Source organism: Burkholderia sp. Ac-20392 (genome assembly GCF_017104585.1).
Lineage (GTDB): Bacteria > Pseudomonadota > Gammaproteobacteria > Burkholderiales > Burkholderiaceae > Burkholderia > Burkholderia lata.
On sequence record NZ_JAAGPB010000010.1, the window covers coordinates 45,712 to 63,901 of the forward strand.

General features: G+C 62.4%; 17 protein-coding genes and 2 pseudogenes. 8 read left to right on the plus strand and 11 right to left on the minus strand.

Annotated features, from left to right (window positions below; translation table 11 throughout):
• Positions 1-7 precede the first annotated feature (7 nt).
• Entirely contained in the window at positions 8-580 is a 573-nt protein-coding gene (locus G3N99_RS02640; protein ID WP_206121564.1) for a hypothetical protein, read from the minus strand.
• Between the two features lie 260 nt (positions 581-840).
• Positions 841-1,167, minus strand: a pseudogene (locus tag G3N99_RS02645) (transposase domain-containing protein); the annotation flags it as partial.
• On the opposite strand from G3N99_RS02645, the pseudogene G3N99_RS02650 reads away from it, so the two are divergent.
• The 4 genes and pseudogenes from G3N99_RS02650 to G3N99_RS02665 all read left to right on the plus strand — a co-directional run.
• Positions 1,166-1,339: pseudogene (locus G3N99_RS02650) on the plus strand (IS256 family transposase); the annotation flags it as partial. The pseudogenes G3N99_RS02645 and G3N99_RS02650 overlap by 2 nt on opposite strands.
• A gap of 410 nt (positions 1,340-1,749) precedes the next feature.
• Positions 1,750-2,130: a hypothetical protein gene (locus tag G3N99_RS02655; RefSeq protein WP_206121565.1), complete on the plus strand. Its 381-nt coding sequence runs from the start codon at positions 1,750-1,752 to the stop codon at positions 2,128-2,130.
• 2 nt (positions 2,131-2,132) lie between these two features.
• Positions 2,133-3,191: a T6SS immunity protein Tli4 family protein gene (locus G3N99_RS02660; RefSeq protein ID WP_241011431.1), complete on the plus strand. Its 1,059-nt coding sequence runs from the start codon at positions 2,133-2,135 to the stop codon at positions 3,189-3,191.
• 13 nt (positions 3,192-3,204) lie between these two features.
• Positions 3,205-3,492 carry a PAAR domain-containing protein gene (locus G3N99_RS02665; RefSeq protein WP_174932950.1) on the plus strand — a complete coding sequence of 96 codons (288 nt, stop codon included), beginning with the start codon at positions 3,205-3,207 and terminating at the stop codon, positions 3,490-3,492.
• A gap of 216 nt (positions 3,493-3,708) precedes the next feature.
• Here G3N99_RS02665 and rpoD read toward each other — a convergent pair whose 3' ends face one another.
• Positions 3,709-5,736, minus strand: a complete 2,028-nt coding sequence (gene rpoD, locus G3N99_RS02670) for an RNA polymerase sigma factor RpoD (protein ID WP_241011432.1) — start codon at positions 5,734-5,736, stop codon at positions 3,709-3,711.
• A gap of 153 nt (positions 5,737-5,889) precedes the next feature.
• On the opposite strand from rpoD, the gene G3N99_RS42350 reads away from it, so the two are divergent.
• Positions 5,890-6,015, plus strand: coding sequence for a hypothetical protein (locus tag G3N99_RS42350; RefSeq protein WP_277396319.1), 126 nt, complete (start codon positions 5,890-5,892; stop codon positions 6,013-6,015).
• Positions 6,016-6,028: 13 nt separating this feature from the next.
• Here the strand turns inward: G3N99_RS42350 and G3N99_RS41720 are convergent, their stop codons facing one another.
• The gene (locus tag G3N99_RS41720; RefSeq protein ID WP_241011433.1) at positions 6,029-6,244 is read right to left on the minus strand and encodes a hypothetical protein; all 216 of its coding nucleotides are present in this window, start codon (positions 6,242-6,244) and stop codon (positions 6,029-6,031) included.
• Positions 6,245-7,068: 824 nt separating this feature from the next.
• Here G3N99_RS41720 and G3N99_RS02680 point away from each other — a divergent pair.
• The gene (locus G3N99_RS02680; RefSeq protein ID WP_174932953.1) at positions 7,069-7,458 is read left to right on the plus strand and encodes a hypothetical protein; all 390 of its coding nucleotides are present in this window, start codon (positions 7,069-7,071) and stop codon (positions 7,456-7,458) included.
• Positions 7,459-7,603: 145 nt separating this feature from the next.
• Here the strand turns inward: G3N99_RS02680 and G3N99_RS02685 are convergent, their stop codons facing one another.
• Entirely contained in the window at positions 7,604-8,497 is an 894-nt protein-coding gene (locus tag G3N99_RS02685; RefSeq protein WP_206121566.1) for a hypothetical protein, read from the minus strand.
• A gap of 390 nt (positions 8,498-8,887) precedes the next feature.
• Between G3N99_RS02685 and G3N99_RS02690 the strand changes: the two genes are divergently transcribed.
• Together G3N99_RS02690 and G3N99_RS02695 are read left to right on the plus strand one after the other, a co-directional pair.
• Complete coding sequence (locus G3N99_RS02690; protein ID WP_174932958.1) at positions 8,888-9,202, plus strand: helicase; 315 nt, start codon at positions 8,888-8,890, stop codon at positions 9,200-9,202.
• 466 nt (positions 9,203-9,668) lie between these two features.
• On the plus strand, positions 9,669-11,039 hold the full coding sequence (locus G3N99_RS02695; protein WP_206121567.1) for an MFS transporter: 1,371 nt from the start codon (positions 9,669-9,671) through the stop codon (positions 11,037-11,039).
• 462 nt (positions 11,040-11,501) lie between these two features.
• On the opposite strand, the gene G3N99_RS02700 is transcribed toward G3N99_RS02695, so the two are convergent.
• The 6 genes from G3N99_RS02700 to G3N99_RS02725 all read right to left on the minus strand — a co-directional run.
• Positions 11,502-11,690, minus strand: coding sequence for a hypothetical protein (locus G3N99_RS02700; protein WP_174932961.1), 189 nt, complete (start codon positions 11,688-11,690; stop codon positions 11,502-11,504).
• Between the two features lie 422 nt (positions 11,691-12,112).
• Positions 12,113-12,793: a Fe2+-dependent dioxygenase gene (locus G3N99_RS02705; RefSeq protein ID WP_174986484.1), complete on the minus strand. Its 681-nt coding sequence runs from the start codon at positions 12,791-12,793 to the stop codon at positions 12,113-12,115.
• A 43-nt stretch (positions 12,794-12,836) separates the two neighbouring features.
• Positions 12,837-15,209, minus strand: a complete 2,373-nt coding sequence (locus G3N99_RS02710; RefSeq protein WP_206121568.1) for a TonB-dependent siderophore receptor — start codon at positions 15,207-15,209, stop codon at positions 12,837-12,839.
• Positions 15,210-15,245: 36 nt separating this feature from the next.
• Positions 15,246-16,076 (minus strand): ABC transporter ATP-binding protein, encoded by an 831-nt coding sequence (locus G3N99_RS02715; RefSeq protein ID WP_206121569.1) that lies wholly within the window; start codon positions 16,074-16,076, stop codon positions 15,246-15,248.
• Entirely contained in the window at positions 16,073-17,155 is a 1,083-nt protein-coding gene (locus tag G3N99_RS02720; protein WP_206121570.1) for an iron ABC transporter permease, read from the minus strand. The genes G3N99_RS02715 and G3N99_RS02720 overlap by 4 nt, the downstream gene beginning before the upstream one ends.
• Positions 17,152-18,190: ABC transporter substrate-binding protein (locus G3N99_RS02725; RefSeq protein ID WP_206121571.1), on the minus strand; the 1,039-nt coding region annotated here is incomplete at its 5' end. The genes G3N99_RS02720 and G3N99_RS02725, both read right to left, overlap by 4 nt.

Below are 18,190 nucleotides of genomic sequence, written 5' to 3' on the forward strand. Positions count from 1 at the left end.
TTTAAGCTCAGCCCTGCACTGTGAGTACCTTCCATGTGCCGCTGCCGCCGTCACGATTGGCGAGACGCGAACCCGTGACCAAATATTGGAAGGGCTTATTATTACCCGCGCCATTGGTGTCCAGAACGCCTGCCAAAGTATTAAAATTAGCCACCAAAATCATGTTGTCCTCGTAATTTAAGCCGACATCTTTGCCGCTTTTTTTGGTGGTAATAATGATGCTCCAGTTGATAGTAACCAGAGGATCGTCCGTATCAGTGGTTGTTGCCACGGGGTAGCCGGAATCGCTCGGAGGATAGCTGTTGAATAATGCCAAATTACCACCATCACTGGCATTTACCAGGGTAATCGTATCGCCACTATAAACGGAGTTACCGTCACCAGATGATTCCACCAGCCCTATTGTCCATTGCGTTTCATTTACATAATCGTTAAATGACTTGTACGTTCCAATGGGGTCCAGGGCGTTGGTTATATTCGTAGTCTGTTTGGTATTGATGCCGAGATAGCTGGGACTACCTTCTCCTCCGTAAAGATTGCTAATTCGGATATTGGTGCCATATTGTACGTAATTTGACATTTTAATTCTCCGGTTTTCAATTTGACAACGAATGCGGTCTAGCCATCATGATTTTGGCAAAAAACTCAAATTCGCTTGAATTCAAAGCGCAAAATAAGAAAGCTCGCGCACAAAAAAAGATAGCAGCTCGCGCGCGGAAGATCGATTACACTCAATTACACGTAATAAGTGAGTTGCATGCGGCGATCCAAACTGCGATCCACGAACGACGTCCCTCAGAGTAAATCGGTGGAGCGCTTGAGCTGCGGTAAGGAAGTGGATCAGCGCAGGTCGGCCGGCATTTTCCAGGGTAGCAGCGCGTCGTAGTCGTCAACGGTGGTCGCCAGCGGGAGGCGTTGGAACAGCCAGGTGAGATAGCGATACGGGTCGATGCCGTTGGCCTTGCAGGTCTCGACGAGCGAGTACAGATTGGCACTCGCGTTCACACCATCGACCGTATCGCTGAACAACCATCCACGACGCCCGACACAGAACGGCTGGATCGCGTTTTCGCACGGGTTATTCGAGATGGGCCAGTCGCCATTTTCGACGTAGCGGATGAGTGTCGGCCACTGCGAGCGCAGATAGGTCAGACCCTTGCCGAGCAGGATCATCGCGGCCCGAGGGCACTTCCGGACCGACGAGACAGCCGCGAAGCTCAGTTGGCTGGTACTGCGCAACATCACTTCCGATTGAGGACGTGCGGCTCATGACTGGAAGGCGGCTGTGAATCAGGTCGCTATCTTTTGCGAGGATCGATTCGTTCGACCGTCCGTGTAGCGCTAGCTCCAGTCGATAGCCAGCGCAAGACAAGGCGGGCGGAGAACGGACACGGCATATTCAGACGGGACGAGCTCGTACAGCGCTGCACTCGGCAGATGTTGCAAATAGCCCATACCCAAGAGAGGTGGAGAACTTTCAACCAGGAATTGCGGACGCGATTGTTTTACGGCGCTTCTACTACTTTACATAATGCGTATGATCAACATTTTTGGTGTAGGAGCAAAGTAGTAATGTCGCATCTGGGCAAAGTTGAAATGTCGTAGCTCGAAGGTTTCGGCGCATGCTGCGGCAGTTCGAGCTGCCGGAGCGCATCGTGGGCCAATCTGGACTGATCACCATGAGCATGCGGGAGCCCCAAGAGAGTCGAGCGTACCGAAAACGCCTACAAGCTTCAGACGTTTGGCAACGTGATCTGGGTAGGCGATTTTCCCCAGGGTGTCACCGAGTCAGATGTGATCAACGCAAAGCTCTTGAGTGACGACGGTGTTGGTACGATTCGAATCTCAGTGAAGGGGCAGCCAGTGACCTTGACCGCGATGAAGAAGACTGAAAACGACCGGGATGCCAAAGAGCACGGCTTCATTCCTGGCGATGGGACTGTCCCGTCATGGTCGGGTGAAGCAGTCGCCCGTGGCCTCAAGCCGGGCGTACCAGGTGGTATCGCAGAGGGTGTGCAAGTCGCCTTCGATCAACGTGGTTTCGATCATCAAGGCTGTTTCACCCACCCTTGGGCTCGATGGGCAACCTTATACAGTGTAGTGAAGATCGTGAAATCGATACAAACCTGAGCATGGGAAATTTGATTCGTCAAGTTCATCGGAACATTCTTCCGTTGGCGATTGCAGCGCTTGGCGCGATCGCCTGTACACAGCAGAAACCATCGGAGTCCTCTATGTCGCAGCCGGTTATGACCGACGCTCGCCCTTGGTGTATTGGTCGATTCGCGGTTGATCTTCCTCACGCGACCGACGTGTACGTCCAGGACTACAAGTACATGGGCTATACCATTGAGCCCGTCCCGAACGTCAGCGAGTCTGAGTTCGTGAGCCGCGTCAGCAAGCGGGAACAGGAGTTACGTACTTTGATGCGTGAAGATCCGCACAAGTCCTTCGCCCAGACGAATACACCGTGGCTCCATCAAACCGTCGAGCCGAGCGCCGCTTCACGGCTCTTTGTCTACGGTCGCTACGACGACAAGCCCGAGGATCTCGTCTATGACGTTGAGGGCTATGCGGAGTCGAACGGCACGCTCTTCGCCTTGAAGAACCGATTTGGCGCGACGTATGATCAGTCGGCAATTTCGAATGTCTCCGAGATTTTGCGGAACATCAAACCGAGATCGGATTGGGATGTTCCTTCCGATGGCGCGTTCTGTTTCCGAGGCGGAGCGATCGGCGGAAAGCCGATGCCCGGGTTCGACGCTTCGATCGCCGCACGCCTGGTCCAGGGGCGGCCATCGAACCTTGTTGTGACTTTGCGGGAATCTGTCGAGGGAGATAGGAAAAACTCGCCCCTGGATAGCCTATCGAAAAACGATGCCACTCTCAGACAATACGCGGGAAATATGGATGTACTGCGCAAAGGGACGCGCGAAGTCGCCGGAATGAAAGCAGCAGAGGTCGCGGTGCATATCCAAGGCGATGGCATCCAAGCCTATCATTTCTACCTGTATTCGCCGGGCGTACCCGGTGATCCGTCGAAACCAAACCTGAACGTGCAACTGCTTTTCGGTGCAGCGCCTGACGATGGCACGCCTGCCTCAGAGGCAACGTCTCCCGTCAACCAGGCGGAGGCAATGCAAGCATGGGATTCGGTGCTTGCGAGCTTCCGCTATCGCGGTCCGAAGTGATCAAGGCTCAACCATGAAACGCTTCGATATCGTCAAGGGGGATACCACGACTGCGGGCGGTATCGTACAGGGGGGAGACTCTGGCGACCTCCTGAATGGTCGAGAGCAGGCCTACGAAAACGATCCGGTCATGTGCCCCGCTTGTGGCTCAGTCGGGGTAATCAAATGCGATGGTCCACGCCACTCGATGACTGGACCTGATGGGCGCGAGGCGGCCCTAAGCGATGACCTGTGCATCTGCAAGTGCGTGCCGCCACCGAAACTCATTGCGTCGCAGTCGACCTCATACACGGAAGCGTAGTCGGCGCGAGGACTGCGACTATGGCCTTCGTAGCAGTCCTCTGGGTCTCGGGAGGTTCGGTTGTCCGTCGCCAAGCGAGCACATGCGGCCGCCAGCATCAAGCCGCTGTAAGTTTTCCCTACAGCGAATACGCCCGGTCAGGACAACGATCAGGCCGACACCTGATCGCGTCAAGTCTGGAGCCGGGCGTCGAACGGATACCACGCCCGGCTTGTCTCAGCGCTCAAGAAAGGGCTTGAGCTTGTCTGCACGGCTGGGATGCATCAACTTGCGCATCGCCTTGCTCTCGATCTGCCGGATTCGCTCGCGAGTCACGTCGAACTGCTTGCCAACCTCTTCAAGCGTGTGATCGGAGTTTGTGTCGAGCCCGAATCGCATCCGCAGAACCTTGGCCTCGCGCGGCGACAACCCGCTGAGTGCCTCGTCGATCGCCGCGCGCATGTTCGCGTGAATCGCCGCCTCGGCCGGTGAGCTCGCCGAGACATCCTCGATCATGTCGCCGAGCGTTGCATCGGCGTCGTCGCCTACCGGGGTTTCGAGCGAGACAGGTTGCTTGGCGATCTTGAGGATGCTGCGCACTTTCTCCTCGGACATCTCCATGCGCTTTGCCAGCGCTGCGGGATGCGCTTCCTGCCCTGTCTGTTGCAAGATCTCGCGCGATATCCGGTTCAGCTTGTTGATCGTCTCAATCATGTGGACCGGCACGCGAATGGTCCGCGCCTGATCGGCGAGCGCACGCGTGACAGCCTGCCGGACCCACCAGGTCGCGTAGGTCGAGAACTTCCAGCCGCGCCGGTATTCGAACTTGTCCACGGCCTTCATCAGGCCGATATTGCCCTCCTGGATCAAATCCAGGAACTGCATGCCGCGGTTCACGTATTTCTTGGCGATTGAAATGACAAGGCGAAGGTTCGCCTCGATCATCTCGCGCTTGGCCTGCCGCATTTTCAGTTCCGCGGCACTCATCTGGCGGTTGATCTGCTTGAGCTGCTGGAGCGGCAACGAGACCCGGGACTCGATGTCGACGAGTTTCTGCTGCGCCGCCTGAATCGCCGGTTGATGTCGCTCGAGCGCCGCGCCAAACTGCTGCGAGGTCGCCGCCGTGCGGCTCGTCCATTCGAGGTCGGTCTCGTGGCCCGGGAACGACTCGACAAACGCGTCGCGCGGCATGCCGCAACGGTCGACGGCAATCGCCAGAATACTGCGCTCGATCGCGCGAACCTCAGTCACTTGCCCATGCACGATGTCGCAAAGGCGGTCGATGGTCTTGGCGGTAAAGCGGATCGGCGCGAGTTCGCGCTGGATCGCCGTGCGCACTTGCGCGGCGGCTGCGGAACGGGCTTCGCCAGTGACAGGCACATCCGGCAACTGCTCGAACAGTGCACGCACGCGCGCGAAAATCACGAGACTTTCCTTCGTGAGTTCTTCGAGGCGTGCAGCGTTCACCTTCTCCGAATCCCCGGCGTCCGTTTCGACGTCGTCTTCGTCCGAATCATCATCGGCGGCGAGTACTTCCGCCTCCTCTTCCTGCGACTCCGGCGTCATTTCGCTTTCATCGGTGTCGACACTGACGCCATCGACCAGTTCGTCTATGCGCAATTCGCCGGCAACGATGCGGTCGACATCGGCGAGAATCGTGGACACGATCGACGGACACGCGGCAATCGCCTGAATCATGTCCTGCAGACCGTCTTCGATCCGTTTCGCGACCTCGATTTCACCGGCGCGGGTCAGCAGTTCGCTGGCCCCCATCTCACGCATGTACATCCGAACCGGATCCGTGGTGCGGCCGAATTCGGAATCGACAGTCGATAACGCAGCTTCCGCCTCCTCGTCCGCCTGATCGTCGGATGCCACGGCCGGCGCAGCTTCGGTGAGCAGGAGCGCTTCGGCGTCCGGCGCTTGTTCGTACACCGCCACGCCCATGTCGCTGAACGTGCTGACGATGGTGTCCATCGCCGCCGTTTGGGCGAAGTTGTCGGGCAGGTGATCGTTGATGTCCGCGTGGGTGAGATAGCCGCGCTCGCGACCGAGCGCGATCAACGCGCGCATCTGGCGCTGGCGCTCCTCATTCTGGCGCGCCAACGACGCGATGTCCGTCGGTGTCAGGGTCTGGGCCTTTCCCTTCGTTGCACGGCGGCCGGCTTTTGCCGTGGCCGTGATTTCCAGGGATGTGGAATCGTTCCGATCAGAAATTGCCAATACATGCTCCTCAGCAGATGAGCCGACGATCGTCGCGAGCATGACGCCAGAATAGGTTGCCTGCCGGGATGCGAACGGAATCGTGATACGCACAGATAGTCGAGGCCGGGACGCCTCGCCCGAAATCCGCATGCGCAGCTTGTGGGGGGCAAGAATGATACCGGAATATATTGTGCAGCACAACATCGGAGGCCCTTGGATTTCCATCCCCAGATCGACGGCAGCGACCATCGGTGGTTCGAGGAACGGGCGCCGGCCCGTACGCTGCCGGTTTATGTGGAGGACGCGACGAGCCGATCGATGCTGCTGCACTTCATGTAGACCGAATCGACCGTCAGCTACGTCGAGGCCTCAAGGTGCCATTGTTGAGCACAAGCGCTTGAGTCATGTGCTGCAGGTCGCGCAAGCCCTTCAGGCGCAGCGCGATGACAGTCGAATACGCAAAGCCCCGTCTCGAACGCATCGAGGTGACTCGACGCGAACCAGTCGAAACGAGGCCGAGCCGGGCAAGAAGAAGCAACGCGAGATCACGCAGGCCGATGTCGAGCATGTGATCCTGGATCTGGCGCGACGTCGGCAAACCGCAAAGCCGGCAGACAAACCTGGCCGTCGGTCTGCAAAAGCGGGGGAACCAACCACGAGCACCCTGCCCGTTCAAGTACCGACCTTCGACACTGCCTAACGGTCAAAACGCGGAAACAGAAGTAGCAAAATCAACCTTAAACTCGGACATTTTGAAATAGCTGGAAAGTGGATATCTGAATCCGGCATGACATTTACCATATGTAAACGTTTCGGATTGAATCAATGTCAATCCATCGGCGCCAAATGTTCAGAATTCGAATGAAGAATTTAATTAATTTTAAAAATCTTCTAATTATTCGTGAAAACTTAAAGACGAGAAATTTTATAAGCTTTGCGAAATCATAAAATTTCGTAGATGTATTGGCGTCGCGCGAGCAATTGGGGTCGGCAAGCAGAATTCGCTGGACGATATGCCGTCCCTGGATGCGTTCACGGACAGGGGGCTATCAGAAGCCGCTCTCGACGGCATACCGCCCCCAAACCTCCCCGCAATCGCAGCAAACAAAGACCTCCCGGCTCTCGAAATGACACGGAAGGCACGATTGAGAATATGAAATTTCGCGGACTTTTATACAGCTGTATGCAACGCCTGTGGCGCCGTGAAGCGCTGCAAATGCTACCGGCATTCACCCGTATGGATATTTACCCAGAAAATATGCGTCTTTGATTTTCACCCCTGTCAAGCTTTACAGGGTGTATCCACGGTATTCGACGCCTATATTGCTTTGGCAGGTGCGCGACCGACGCGCTCGACTGCATCCTTCAAATCCATAAAAAATGGAGATCGCCATGGCAAACGTACCTCTCACCGGCACCTATACCTCGTCGGACAAGAATTTCACATTCAAAATCACGTCCGCCGATCCATCCAATGGCGTGATCGCTGGCGTCTATACCACCAACTATAGCCCGATCGGTGCGTTCACTTCCGAAGGCAACGTCGGACACTATGGCTGGGTGTACAGCAAGGCCCAAGGCAAGGACGGCGTCGCGCCCTTCAACATCAGCTTCGGCGGCAGCCAGCGCCCCGACCAACGTCCCTACAACATTGTCGATAGCTGGAACGGCGCCTATTTGACCAACAACACCATCGTTGCCGAAGGTACGCGTTCCTTCGTCAATAGCGATGGCGTGGTCGAAGTCGGCAGCCTGGGCACGTTGAAATTCACGCTGGGCTAAGCGGATTTGTCATGACGTTGGCGGCGGCAAATCATCGCTGCCGCATCGATCGACCACGACATTGACAGGCGGTTGAAATACCTCCCGCAGACGTCATCCGGGCGGGAGGGGTAAACGTTGAAACAAGGCCGTTCGGTCGCCGGCGTCACTGACTGTCCCGCTGCGCGATGACCCATCGCGCGCAGTCACCGGCCGAACCGCGTGGGCAATCCAGAATCGTTCGCGCGTCGTCGGTGAGCATGTAGGTATCCGATGGCGCCGGCCGGCGGGCCTCCGGTAGCTGCAATGCGACCCACGTTCCCGACCGGCGCGTCCATAGAAAAAGCTGGCTCGGAAGTTCGACATCGCCGACCAGGATCCGGTTTCCGTCGGGTGACACCGACACGACCCTCGGGGCAATCCAGTAATCAGAAGGCAGCGGCAGAACGACCGATTCGCCGGCCGTCACGCGCCACTGTCCGCCCTCGTCGACGACGGGCGGGCATTGAGACGGATCGTGCGTCGGTTCGCTTGCCGGCGCCGCCGGATCATCGACGCATTGCGATCCGCGTTTCTCGCCGCGATCGAACTCGACGTCGTTCAAGCGGGCTAGCCGGATGTGTTCGACCGGGCGATCGCAAGGTTGCACGCCGCTGATCCAGCCATAACCGAGCCAGCCGACGTGTTCGACGAAACAGGTCGTGCCGCCGTCGAACCGGCCGCCGGGGCGACGCACGCGCTCGATGCCCCGGTTTGCAGCGTCCGGAAACAGGAGACCGGTCGCGGTATAGCGGTGTCGCGGAATGCCCTTCCCTCCGCCGCTTTCCGCCTGCCAGTCGAACTCGCGCGCCAGCACGCTGCGCGTCTGGCTCGAGCGCTCCTTCATGCGATTGACGGTTGACGTGTCGAAGCAAAGCAGCGTCAGCGCGAACAGCGTGCCGCACAGGAGCAGGACGAACCACGCGCCCAGCACGCGGTCGCGATGGTCGACGCTTGGGAAGTACTCGAGATTGTGGCGGGCGGGTCGCATGATCCACACCCACACGAGCGATGCGTACAACAGCATCGCGAGCAGACGCGCGACGAACAGCGCGAAATTGCCGGTCTGCAGCTCGATCGTGCCGACATTGTCGATACGGCCGGTGATCCATAGCGCGACGGTCATCAGCAACGCGTCGGCGGCAAACAGCACGGCTGCCCGTTTCCAGAGGGAAAAACGCAAGGGGACGATCAGTCGCATGCCGGTGCGTGGGGAGGTGCCGTCGATCCGCGACGGCGGACATTCCGCGCCATTCTATACAGGTTGCGGTGGGCTGCCACGTGCGTCGGTGACGACCTGACGGCACATGCTGCCTGCCTCGCAGCGACCGCGGCCATCGCACGACATGGCCGATTTTCGGTGGATCCTCGCGCAGCGTTAGAATAGCGCCCCCTCTCACAGGAGACGAAAATGTCCTGGTTCGTTTACGAAGTGCCCGAATACCACGAAGACGCTCCGCGCATCGAGCCCTTCAGCGACCTGCGCAGCCGTGTGCTGAAACTCAGCGGCGTAGCCATGGCCGACGAGCTGGAAAGCGTTCGCGAGAACGCCGCGGCGACGGCGGACAGCCCCGAGCGCCCGCTGCGTACGCCGGAAAATCCGCATGTCTTTCCGATTCCTTACGCCGACTCGATGATCCTGGTCGGGTTCATCTTCGATCTGAAGCGCGAATTCCGGCAACTGGTCGTGTCGCCCGTGGAAATGCCCTGGCTGAAAGACGCATAAAAGCTGTCCCTCCTGGTGGGTCCACCGCTACTCACCTCGTAGCGCGTAGCCGCTTGCCCTTGTTTTTCGACTTGCTTTTCCAGCACTGCGATGGCTTCACGCACGCTAGCGACGATTGCCTGAATATCTGCGGCTGTCACCCTCGCGCGTGTCGCGCATGCAGATCGGCCGGTTCGACGTCGTGCGCTGACGGTCGCGCAGCGCGGGCCGTAACGGCGTCAGGTGCGGTCGTCGAATTTTCCGCGATATCCACTGTTCGGCGCATCTGCGTGTGTCCCGTTCGAACATCACGCCAACCTCATCGTTGCCGCGGTGAAGGATAGTTAAGCATCATATTATGATATTTAAGGATGGCTGAACGAAAGGCCTGGGCGCCGAGGGAGCCATTCGTAGCTGGCCGCTTGCCGGAACCTGTCGCAGGGCGTATGGTTGATTTCTCTATCGCCCTTTTTCGGGAGATATCAAAATGGCTGCCATGCAATCCGCGGCCACGCCCCTCTCCGACGAGGAAGCCCGGCGCCAGTTACGCCGCGCCGTCATCGCCAGCACGATTGGCACCACGATCGAATGGTATGACTTCTTCCTCTACAGCACGGTCACCGGCCTGGTCTTCGCAAAGCTGTATTTCCCGCAATCCCACCCACTCGTCGGTACGCTGCAGGCGTTCCTGATCTACGCCGTCGGCTTTGTCGCGCGGCCGGTCGGCGCAGCGATCTTCGGCCATTACGGTGACCGCATCGGACGCAAGGCCACACTGATCGTGACCCTTTTGCTGATGGGGCTCGCCACGTTCGCGGTGGCCTTCGTTCCGACCTACGCCGCGATCGGCATCTGGGGCGCCGTCATCCTCACGGTTTTGCGCTTCATCCAGGGCGTCGGCGTGGGCGGTGAATGGGGCGGCTCGGTCCTGATGTCGATGGAATGGGCGCGCACCAATGCGCATCGCGGCTTCGTCGCGTCGTGGCCGCAGTTCGGCGTGCCAGCGGGACTGTTCCTCGCCAACCTTGCCGTGCTGGCCATGAGCTGGTTTTCCGGCAGCGCTTTCCTGACGTGGGGCTGGCGCGTGCCGTTTTTCCTCAGCATCGTGCTGGTCGCGATCGGGCTCTATATCCGCCTGAATATTCTCGAGACGCCGATCTTCGCGAAGCTGCTGGCCGAGCGTCGCATCGAGAAGACGCCGATGCTCGAAGTGCTGCGCAAGCAGCCGAGGGATATCGTGCTGTCGGCGTTCGCGCGGATGGCCGAACAGGCGCCGTTCTATATCTATACGGCGTTCGTGTTCACTTACGGGATCACCGCGCTGGGCGTCACGCGCGAACTGCTGCTGACGGCCGTGCTGGTCGCATCCGTGGTCGAGTTCTTCACCATTCCGCTGTTCGGTCACGTGTCGGACCTGATCGGGCGGCGGCGGATGTACATGATCGGCGCGGCTGCCGTCGGCGTGTTCGGATTCGTCTACTTCGCGATGGTCGATAGCCGGAATCCGGTATGGATCTTCGCGGCGATCGTGTTGTCGCTGGTCCCGCATTCAATGATGTATGGGCCGCAGGCGGCATTGATTGCCGAGTCGTTCACCGGGCGGTTGCGGTATAGCGGCGCGTCGATGGGTTATCAGCTCGCGTCGGTCATTGCCGGTGGCCCGGCACCGCTGATCGCAACGGCGCTGTTTGCCTACTACCACTCGGGGTATGCGATCGCGGCGTACGTGCTGGTGTGTGCGGTGCTGAGCGTGGTCGCCGCATCGAAGCTCGGGGACTATACGAACAAGGATATTTCGCGGGAATACGATGACGCCCGGGGGTTCGGGGATCACGGGCACGCGCCGCCGGTGACTTGACGAATCGGCCAGCTCAGGCTGGCGATGGCGACCGCAGCCGCGATCTCATAGTGTCAAGGGCGTGAGACGGACGTTGCTTGCCGGCGCATCGAGGTTTCTTGGGCGGCTGACATGCGTGACCGGCTACGGCCCGCGCCGGTATGTCAGCGTATTGGCGTTCAATACGATCCGGCCGGGTGCACTTCTGGCGCCGTGGTCAATGCGGGTTCGGCGTCCCTTGAAGACGCTGTATCGTCGGCGGCCGACACGCTCGGCCGCACCGCGAGACGGCGCCGGGGGCCGCAGAACACCGGGCCGCGCCGTCCGGAGCAGGACTGACGACGTGGCGCGATACACGTGCCGCAACGTTCGTGCTCCTGCGCTCGCCGTCCGGCGGGCGCGTTTCACCTGGATCAAAATCGGGAGAGCCGCCGGACGGCGAGATCGGCGCTGTCGCGCAACGGCTCGTTCGGCGTAACCGGGTTACCGCTCGCTGACCTTCACGCGCGGCATCCATTCGGCCTCAGCGCCCTGCGTGCCTTTCAGATGGGCGGGAATCGCGTCCTGTGCGTGAGCGCCGAGGCGACGTGCCGCCTCGGTGTCGAGATGCCGGCCGTCGAACGTCGATTGGCGACGGGTAATCATGTTGATGCGAAGACGTTTTGCCGCCATGGTCGGTATTCCTTGAGAAAACGGTACCCCGCCGACTGGCGAAGTGCCATAGATTTACGCGAGAAAAATGTCGCTGCGATGACGCTGCGCGCGACGCGAATCCCCGCCATCGAATCGCTGCGTCACATGTGCCGCAACGGTCAGCGCCCTGCCGGCCCGCCAGCTCCAACGCCTCAAGGTAGCGATGGACGGACTGGCACGGCAACCAGCAACCAGCAACCAGCAACCAGCAACCAGCAACCAGCAACCAGCAACCAGCAACTCATGATGGACAAGAGGCAACGCTTCGAGTTCAGTGCACGCAGCGTTCGTCCAGGTTCACGACTTACCGCTCTCTGCTTCTACACCCTTGTTACTGCTCCAGGCGGATTCCCGTCTCACTCCGGTGGCGTTCATTCAAGGATTTCATCCCGCAATCCCCGTCAAGCATCCGCCCACATCCTCAACAGGTTGTGATACGCGCCCGTGAGCTGCAACAACGACTCCCCGTCCGCGTCCTGCTGCGTCAACCGCTGGATCGCGACATCCATGTCCAGCAGCAGACTCCGCTGCGCATCCTCGCGCACCAGGCTCTCCACCCAGAAAAACGAAGCCAGCCGCTCGCCGCGCGTCACGGGCTCGACCTTGTGCACGCTCGATCCCGGATACAGGATCATGCTGCCGGCGGCGAGCTTCGCGCGATGCTCGCCATACGTGTCGCGCACGACGAGTTCACCGCCATCGTAACTCGCCGGATCGTTCAGGAACAGCGTCGCCGACAAATCGGTCCGGACGCGCTCGCGTGACGCACGGATGCCGCGCACCGCGTTGTCGACGTGATAGCCGAACGACTCGCCGCCCGCATAACGGTTGAACAGCGGCGGATAGATGCGCTTGGGCAGCGCCGCCGACATGAACACCGCGTTCTGCGCGAGACGGCGAATGATCTCGTCGCCGATCTCGCGCGCGAGCGGATCGTCGCCGTCGAGCTGCCGGTTCTCCTTCACGCGCCGCGATTGCGCGCCGGCCGTCGAGCGGCCGTCGATCCACTGCGCTGCCCGCAGCCGCTCGACGAGCTGGGCCGCCTCTGCCGGGCTGAACACGCCCGGAATCTCGATCATCATCGTGTGCTCTCCTTCGAAGCGGATGCGATGGCGCGCGCGCGCGTCAGAACCGGACGTCGGCGGTCGCCATGACGGTGCGCCCGGCTCCCGGCACGCCGTACAACTGGAAGCCGTCGAGCGACGCGCCGATCGCCGAGTAATAGAACGTGTTGAACAGGTTCTGCACGTTCAGGCCGAGCGTCAGATGCTTGTCGACTTCGTAGCGCGCGGCGATCGAGTGCAGCCAGAACGACGGCGCCTTTTCGCCGTCCGCGACGTACACGGGATGCTTGCCGCTCGCGCCGTTCACGGTGCTGCTGTTGTTGCTCTGGCCGCCGACGTAGCGATTGTCGGTATAGCGCCGCGTGCCGACGTACTGCGCGCCGTAGCTGACCGACAGCTTCGGCGTGACGGCATACGTCGTCCACAGGTTGAACGTCGCGTTGGGCACGTTGGCGGGTCGCAGCCCGGCATTCGCGCCCTTCGTGATGCGTCCGCGCATCGCGGCAAATCCCGCGAATGCGGACCATCGGTCAGTCAGGTTGCCCGACACGCCGAGCTCGAGGCCGTCGACCCGGCGCGGCGGCAGCGCACGCACGACGGTCGTCGTGCCGTCGCCGTAGTCCCACGAATCGGACAGCTCGGTGCGAAACAGCGCGCCCGTCACCGACAGCCGGTGATCGAACAGGTCCCATTTCGAGCCGAGTTCCCAGGTTTGCGCGACGGCCGCCTGCAGATCCTGGCTCGACGTGTTGCCGTAGATCACGTTGTTGGTCGTCGCGCCAACCGCCGACGGCTGTGCGGCGCGGCTGTAGGTCGCATACAGGCTGCCGAACGGCACCGGCTTGTACGTGATGCCGATGCGGCCGCTCAACGCGCCGTCGTTGCTGCGTGCGACGGTGTGCGCGTTCGCCGCGCCGTTGACCTGCTTCAGCGAGAAGCGGTCATAGCGCACCGCGCCTTCGACGATCCACTTCGGCGTGACGGTCACGGTGTCGCGCAGGTACACGCCCGCATCGGTCAGCGACGCATAGTCGCCCGCGCCGCCTTCGAGCGTCGGCACGCCGACCATGTTCGTGCCGTAAGCGTTCGTCAGGTTCATCACCGGATTCACCGACGGCGCGAGAATCGTGCGCGCGAGATCGCCGTAGCGCTCGTGATACACCTCCGCACCCGCAACGACGTCGTGATGCAGGCCGCCGGTGTCGAACGACAGGTTCAGGTTGGTTTCGTTCGCAACGATGTCGTAGCGCTTCGAGGTGCCGTAGTTGCTGCCGCGCAGCACCGCCAGCGGCGATGCGTTCGCGGTCGGCGCATAGCCGCTGTACGACGCAAGCCCCGCGCTGCTCGTGACGAGCGGCCCCGTGCCCGTGTAGCCGTACGACGTGCCGCCGGTCGAGTTGAAGCGCGCGGGCGACAGCACGGTGATGCGGTCGGTCTGCTCGAAGCGGCTGATGTTGGATATCCGCAGGTTGTCGTTGAAGTCGTGCTCGACCTTGACCGTCGCGCGATCCGTCACCTCGCGATCGGTGAACAGGTTCGGGTCGCCGTACCAGCCGTTGCGCGGCACGCCCGGCATACGCGCGCCGCCGGTGCCGCGTTCGATCGGCACGCCCGTGTCGGGCGTGTTCACGTCGTTCTGGTGCAGATAGTCGATCGTCACGCGCGTCGGCGTGCCGAGGCCGAGCGCGAGCGAACCGGCCACGCCCCAGCGATCGTAGTCGGTCACCGCGCGGCCGTCGACCGCGTTGTAGTGGCGCATCAGGTTCAGCCGGAACGCCGACGTCGGCGTCAACTGCTTGTTGAGGTCGGCCGTCACGCGCCGGTAGCTGGCGGTGCCGAGCGTCGTCGACAGGTGATAGGCGTCGCCGGCATGCGCCTCCTTGCTGACGAGGTTCACGCTGCCGCCCGGCGCGGCGACGCCGGACTCGATCGTGCCGGTGCCCTTGAACACCTCGACGCGCTCGACGTTGAACGTATCCGTGCGCCCGGCGAGGCCCGCGTCGCGAATGCCGTCGACGGTAATGCTCTGCTCCCCGGAAAACCCGCGGATCGTGAACATGTCGCCCCAGCCGAGGTTGCCCTCGCCCGACGTGAACGTGATGCCGGGCACGTTCTTCAGGATGTCCTGCAGGCTCTGCGCCTGCTGCTCGTCGAGCACCTTCTTCGGGATGACGGCGACGCTCTGCGCGACGTCAAGCAGCGGTGCGGTGAACTGGTCCGATTGCAGGAATTCGGTGCGGTACGGCGACGAATGCGCGTTGATGTCGATCGCAGGCAGCGTCGCGCCCGGCGACGACGAAGCATCCGGCGCGGCGGCCGACACGCCCGACTGTGCATGCGCGGCCGACAGCATGGCCAGCCCGAGCGTGGCGCCCAACAGGTTCGACAGCACGGCCGACGGCGATCGGCCGGCTCGTTGATGAGACGACGACATGAAACCTTCCGGTGATGAGAGTAATGAAGAGGACGGCTAGCGCGACGGGGCGGCAACCGGGTCGTGGGCGGCGAGCCCGTCGATCAGCACCAGGAGCTGGCCGCGCGAGCAGCGCTCGATGCGCGCGGCGACGCCGAACACCTCGGCGAGGCTGGCCGGCGTCACGACGTCTTCCGGCGGACCGAAGCGCACGATGCGGCCGCGGTGCAGCAGCATCGCGCCGTCGCAACCGCGCAGCGCGGCACTGATGTCGTGCAGCACGACGACCGTCACGAGCTGCCGTTCGCGCGTGATGTCGCGCAGTGCGGCCATCACCTGGTGCTGGTGATTCAGATCGAGTGCCGACAACGGCTCGTCGAGCAGCAGCACCTGCGGATCGCGGGCGAGTGCCTGCGCGAGGCCGACGAGCTGACGCTGGCCGCCGGATAGTTCGTCGAGCGTACGCAGCGCGAGCCCGTCGATGCCGAGCCGGGCGAGCAACGCGAGTGCGACCGTGTCGTCACCCTCCTCGCTCCCGCCGCGACCGGCCGGCATGAAGCCCTGCTGTGTCGCGCGGCGCGCGACGACGACCGATTCCAGCACCTGCAGGCGCACGCCGGCCGGCAACGTCTGCGGCAGGTACACGACGCCATGCGAACGCGCATCGTGCAGCCCCGGGACGAACGGCGGCGCACCGTCGAGCGCGAGCGATCCCGATGCAGCGCGCGTCAGCCCCGCCAGCGTGCGCAGCAGCGTCGACTTGCCGCTGCCGTTCGGGCCGAGCAGCGCGGTGATCCGGCCGCGCGGCAACGGCCCCGCGCTCAGCGAGGTAAGCACGTCGCGTCGCCCGTAACGCACGGTCAACCCTCCGATCGTCAGCCCGCTCATGCTTGCCCTCCCTGCGACCGCACGACGATGCCGAGGAACAGCGGAATGCCGACCAGCGCGGTGACGATCCCGACCGGGATCAGCACGCCCGGCACGATCAGCTTCGATGCGATCGACGCGAGCGACAGCATCAGCGCGCCGAGCAGCAGGCTGCCGGGCAGATAGAAACGGTGGTCCTCGCCGAACAGCGTGCGCGCGAGATGCGGCGCGATCAGTCCGACGAAGCCGATCGTGCCGACGAACGACACCGCGAGCGCCGACAGCACCGACACCCGCAGCAGCGTCGCGAGCCGCACGCGCTTCACGTCGACGCCGAAGCTCGCCGCGCGATCCTCGCCGAGCCGCAGCGCAGTCAGCGTCCACGCGTGACGCATCGACAGCGGCAACGCGATCGCAAGTGCCGCGCCGAGCACCGCGAGCTTCGGCCAGTCGGCGCGCGCGAGCGAACCGAGCGTCCAGAACACGAGCCCCTGCAGCGCGTCGGCCGACGCGATGAACTGCATCAGCGACACGAGCGCATGAAACGCGAACACCAGCGCGATGCCCATCAGCACGACGCCGGTGGTGTTCATCCCGCGCCAGCGCGCGACCGCGTCGAGCAGCAGCGCGGACAGGAACGCGAAGACGAACGCATTCGCCGACACGACCCAGGTTTGCGCGACGCCGGGAATCGTTACGTCGAGCACGATCGCGAGCGACGCGCCGAACGCGGCGGCCGCCGATACGCCAAGCGTGTACGGGCTGGCGAGCGGATTGGCGAGGATCGTCTGCATTTCCGCGCCGGACAGCCCCAGCGCCGCGCCGACGAGCACGGCCATCGCCGCGTACGGCAGGCGGATCTGCCACACGATCACGCGTGCGGCCGGATCGGCGCCCGTGCGTTCGACGAGCGTGCGCAACAGCGTTGCAACCGGCATCCCGGACGGCCCGGACGACAGGTCGAACAGCACCGACACGACGATCAGCAATGCAACGACGACGAGCGCGGCCGCGCGCCGCCGTGTGAGGCGGCGGTAGTCGCGCAGGCTCGCGGCCCGGATACGGCCAGGTGCGAGATCCTGAAGCACGGCGTCGCTCATCGTGCCGCCTGCGACGTGGCGGCCGGCAGCGGCGCGTCGACCCACTCGGCGCCCTGTGGCGCGATCGCGAGGAAGCGGCGATGCAGTTCGGCCTGCGTCGCATGCACGTCGAGATCCTTGAACTGCTGCGGATAGAACCACTTCGCGAACGCTTCGATCGCGAGGATGTTGTACGGCGAGTCGTAGTAGTTGTGCGAAATGCCGTGCACTCGGCCATCGTGGATCGCCTTGATCGCATCGAAGCCCGGTCGCGCGGCAAGCTGCGCGAGGCTCGCCGCCGCATCGTGCGCACTCGTCCGCGCGCCGACCCGCAACGACGCGAGCCCCGGCTTCGTGCGGCTGCCGGTCGCGATGTACACGTCGGGCCGCGCGGCGATCGCCTGCTCCATGCTGATGTCGCCGAGCACGCCGGGCAGCAGCCCTGTCGCGATGTTGCGGCCGCCCGCGGCCGTCACGAATTCGCCGAAATTGCCGTTGCCGGCCGTGTGGCAGCAGCCGGCATCCCACACGCCCGCGAGCAGGTCGACGAACACCTTCGGCCGCTGCGCGTCGGGAATCCGGCTCACGACCGCCTCGATCCGCGCGAGATGCGCACGATAGAACGTTGCATACGCATTCGCTTGCCCGGTGCGGTGCATGACCGCGCCGAGCAGCGCGATGCTCGGCAGCGTGTTCTGCAGCGGATGCAGCCGGAAATCGACGAACACGACCGTTGTACCGGTCGCCTCGAGCTGCTTCACGAGCGCGTTGTAGCGGCTCGGCCCGTGCCCGCCGAGGCTGAAGATCGCGAGATCGGGCTTCAGGCTCAGCGCCTTCTCGGCGCTGATGCTGTCCTCGGTTGCCTGGCCGATCAGCGGGATGCGGCGGATTTGCGGAAACGCCTGGGCGTACGCATCGTAGGTCTGCGGGTCCATCAGCGGCAGGTCGCCCTGCCAGCCGACGATGCGCGCAAGCGGCTGCGCGCCGTCGAGCAGCGCGACCGCCGACAGCAGCCGGCTCTCGCCGAGCAGGATCCGGCGCGGCGCCTGGGCCGGG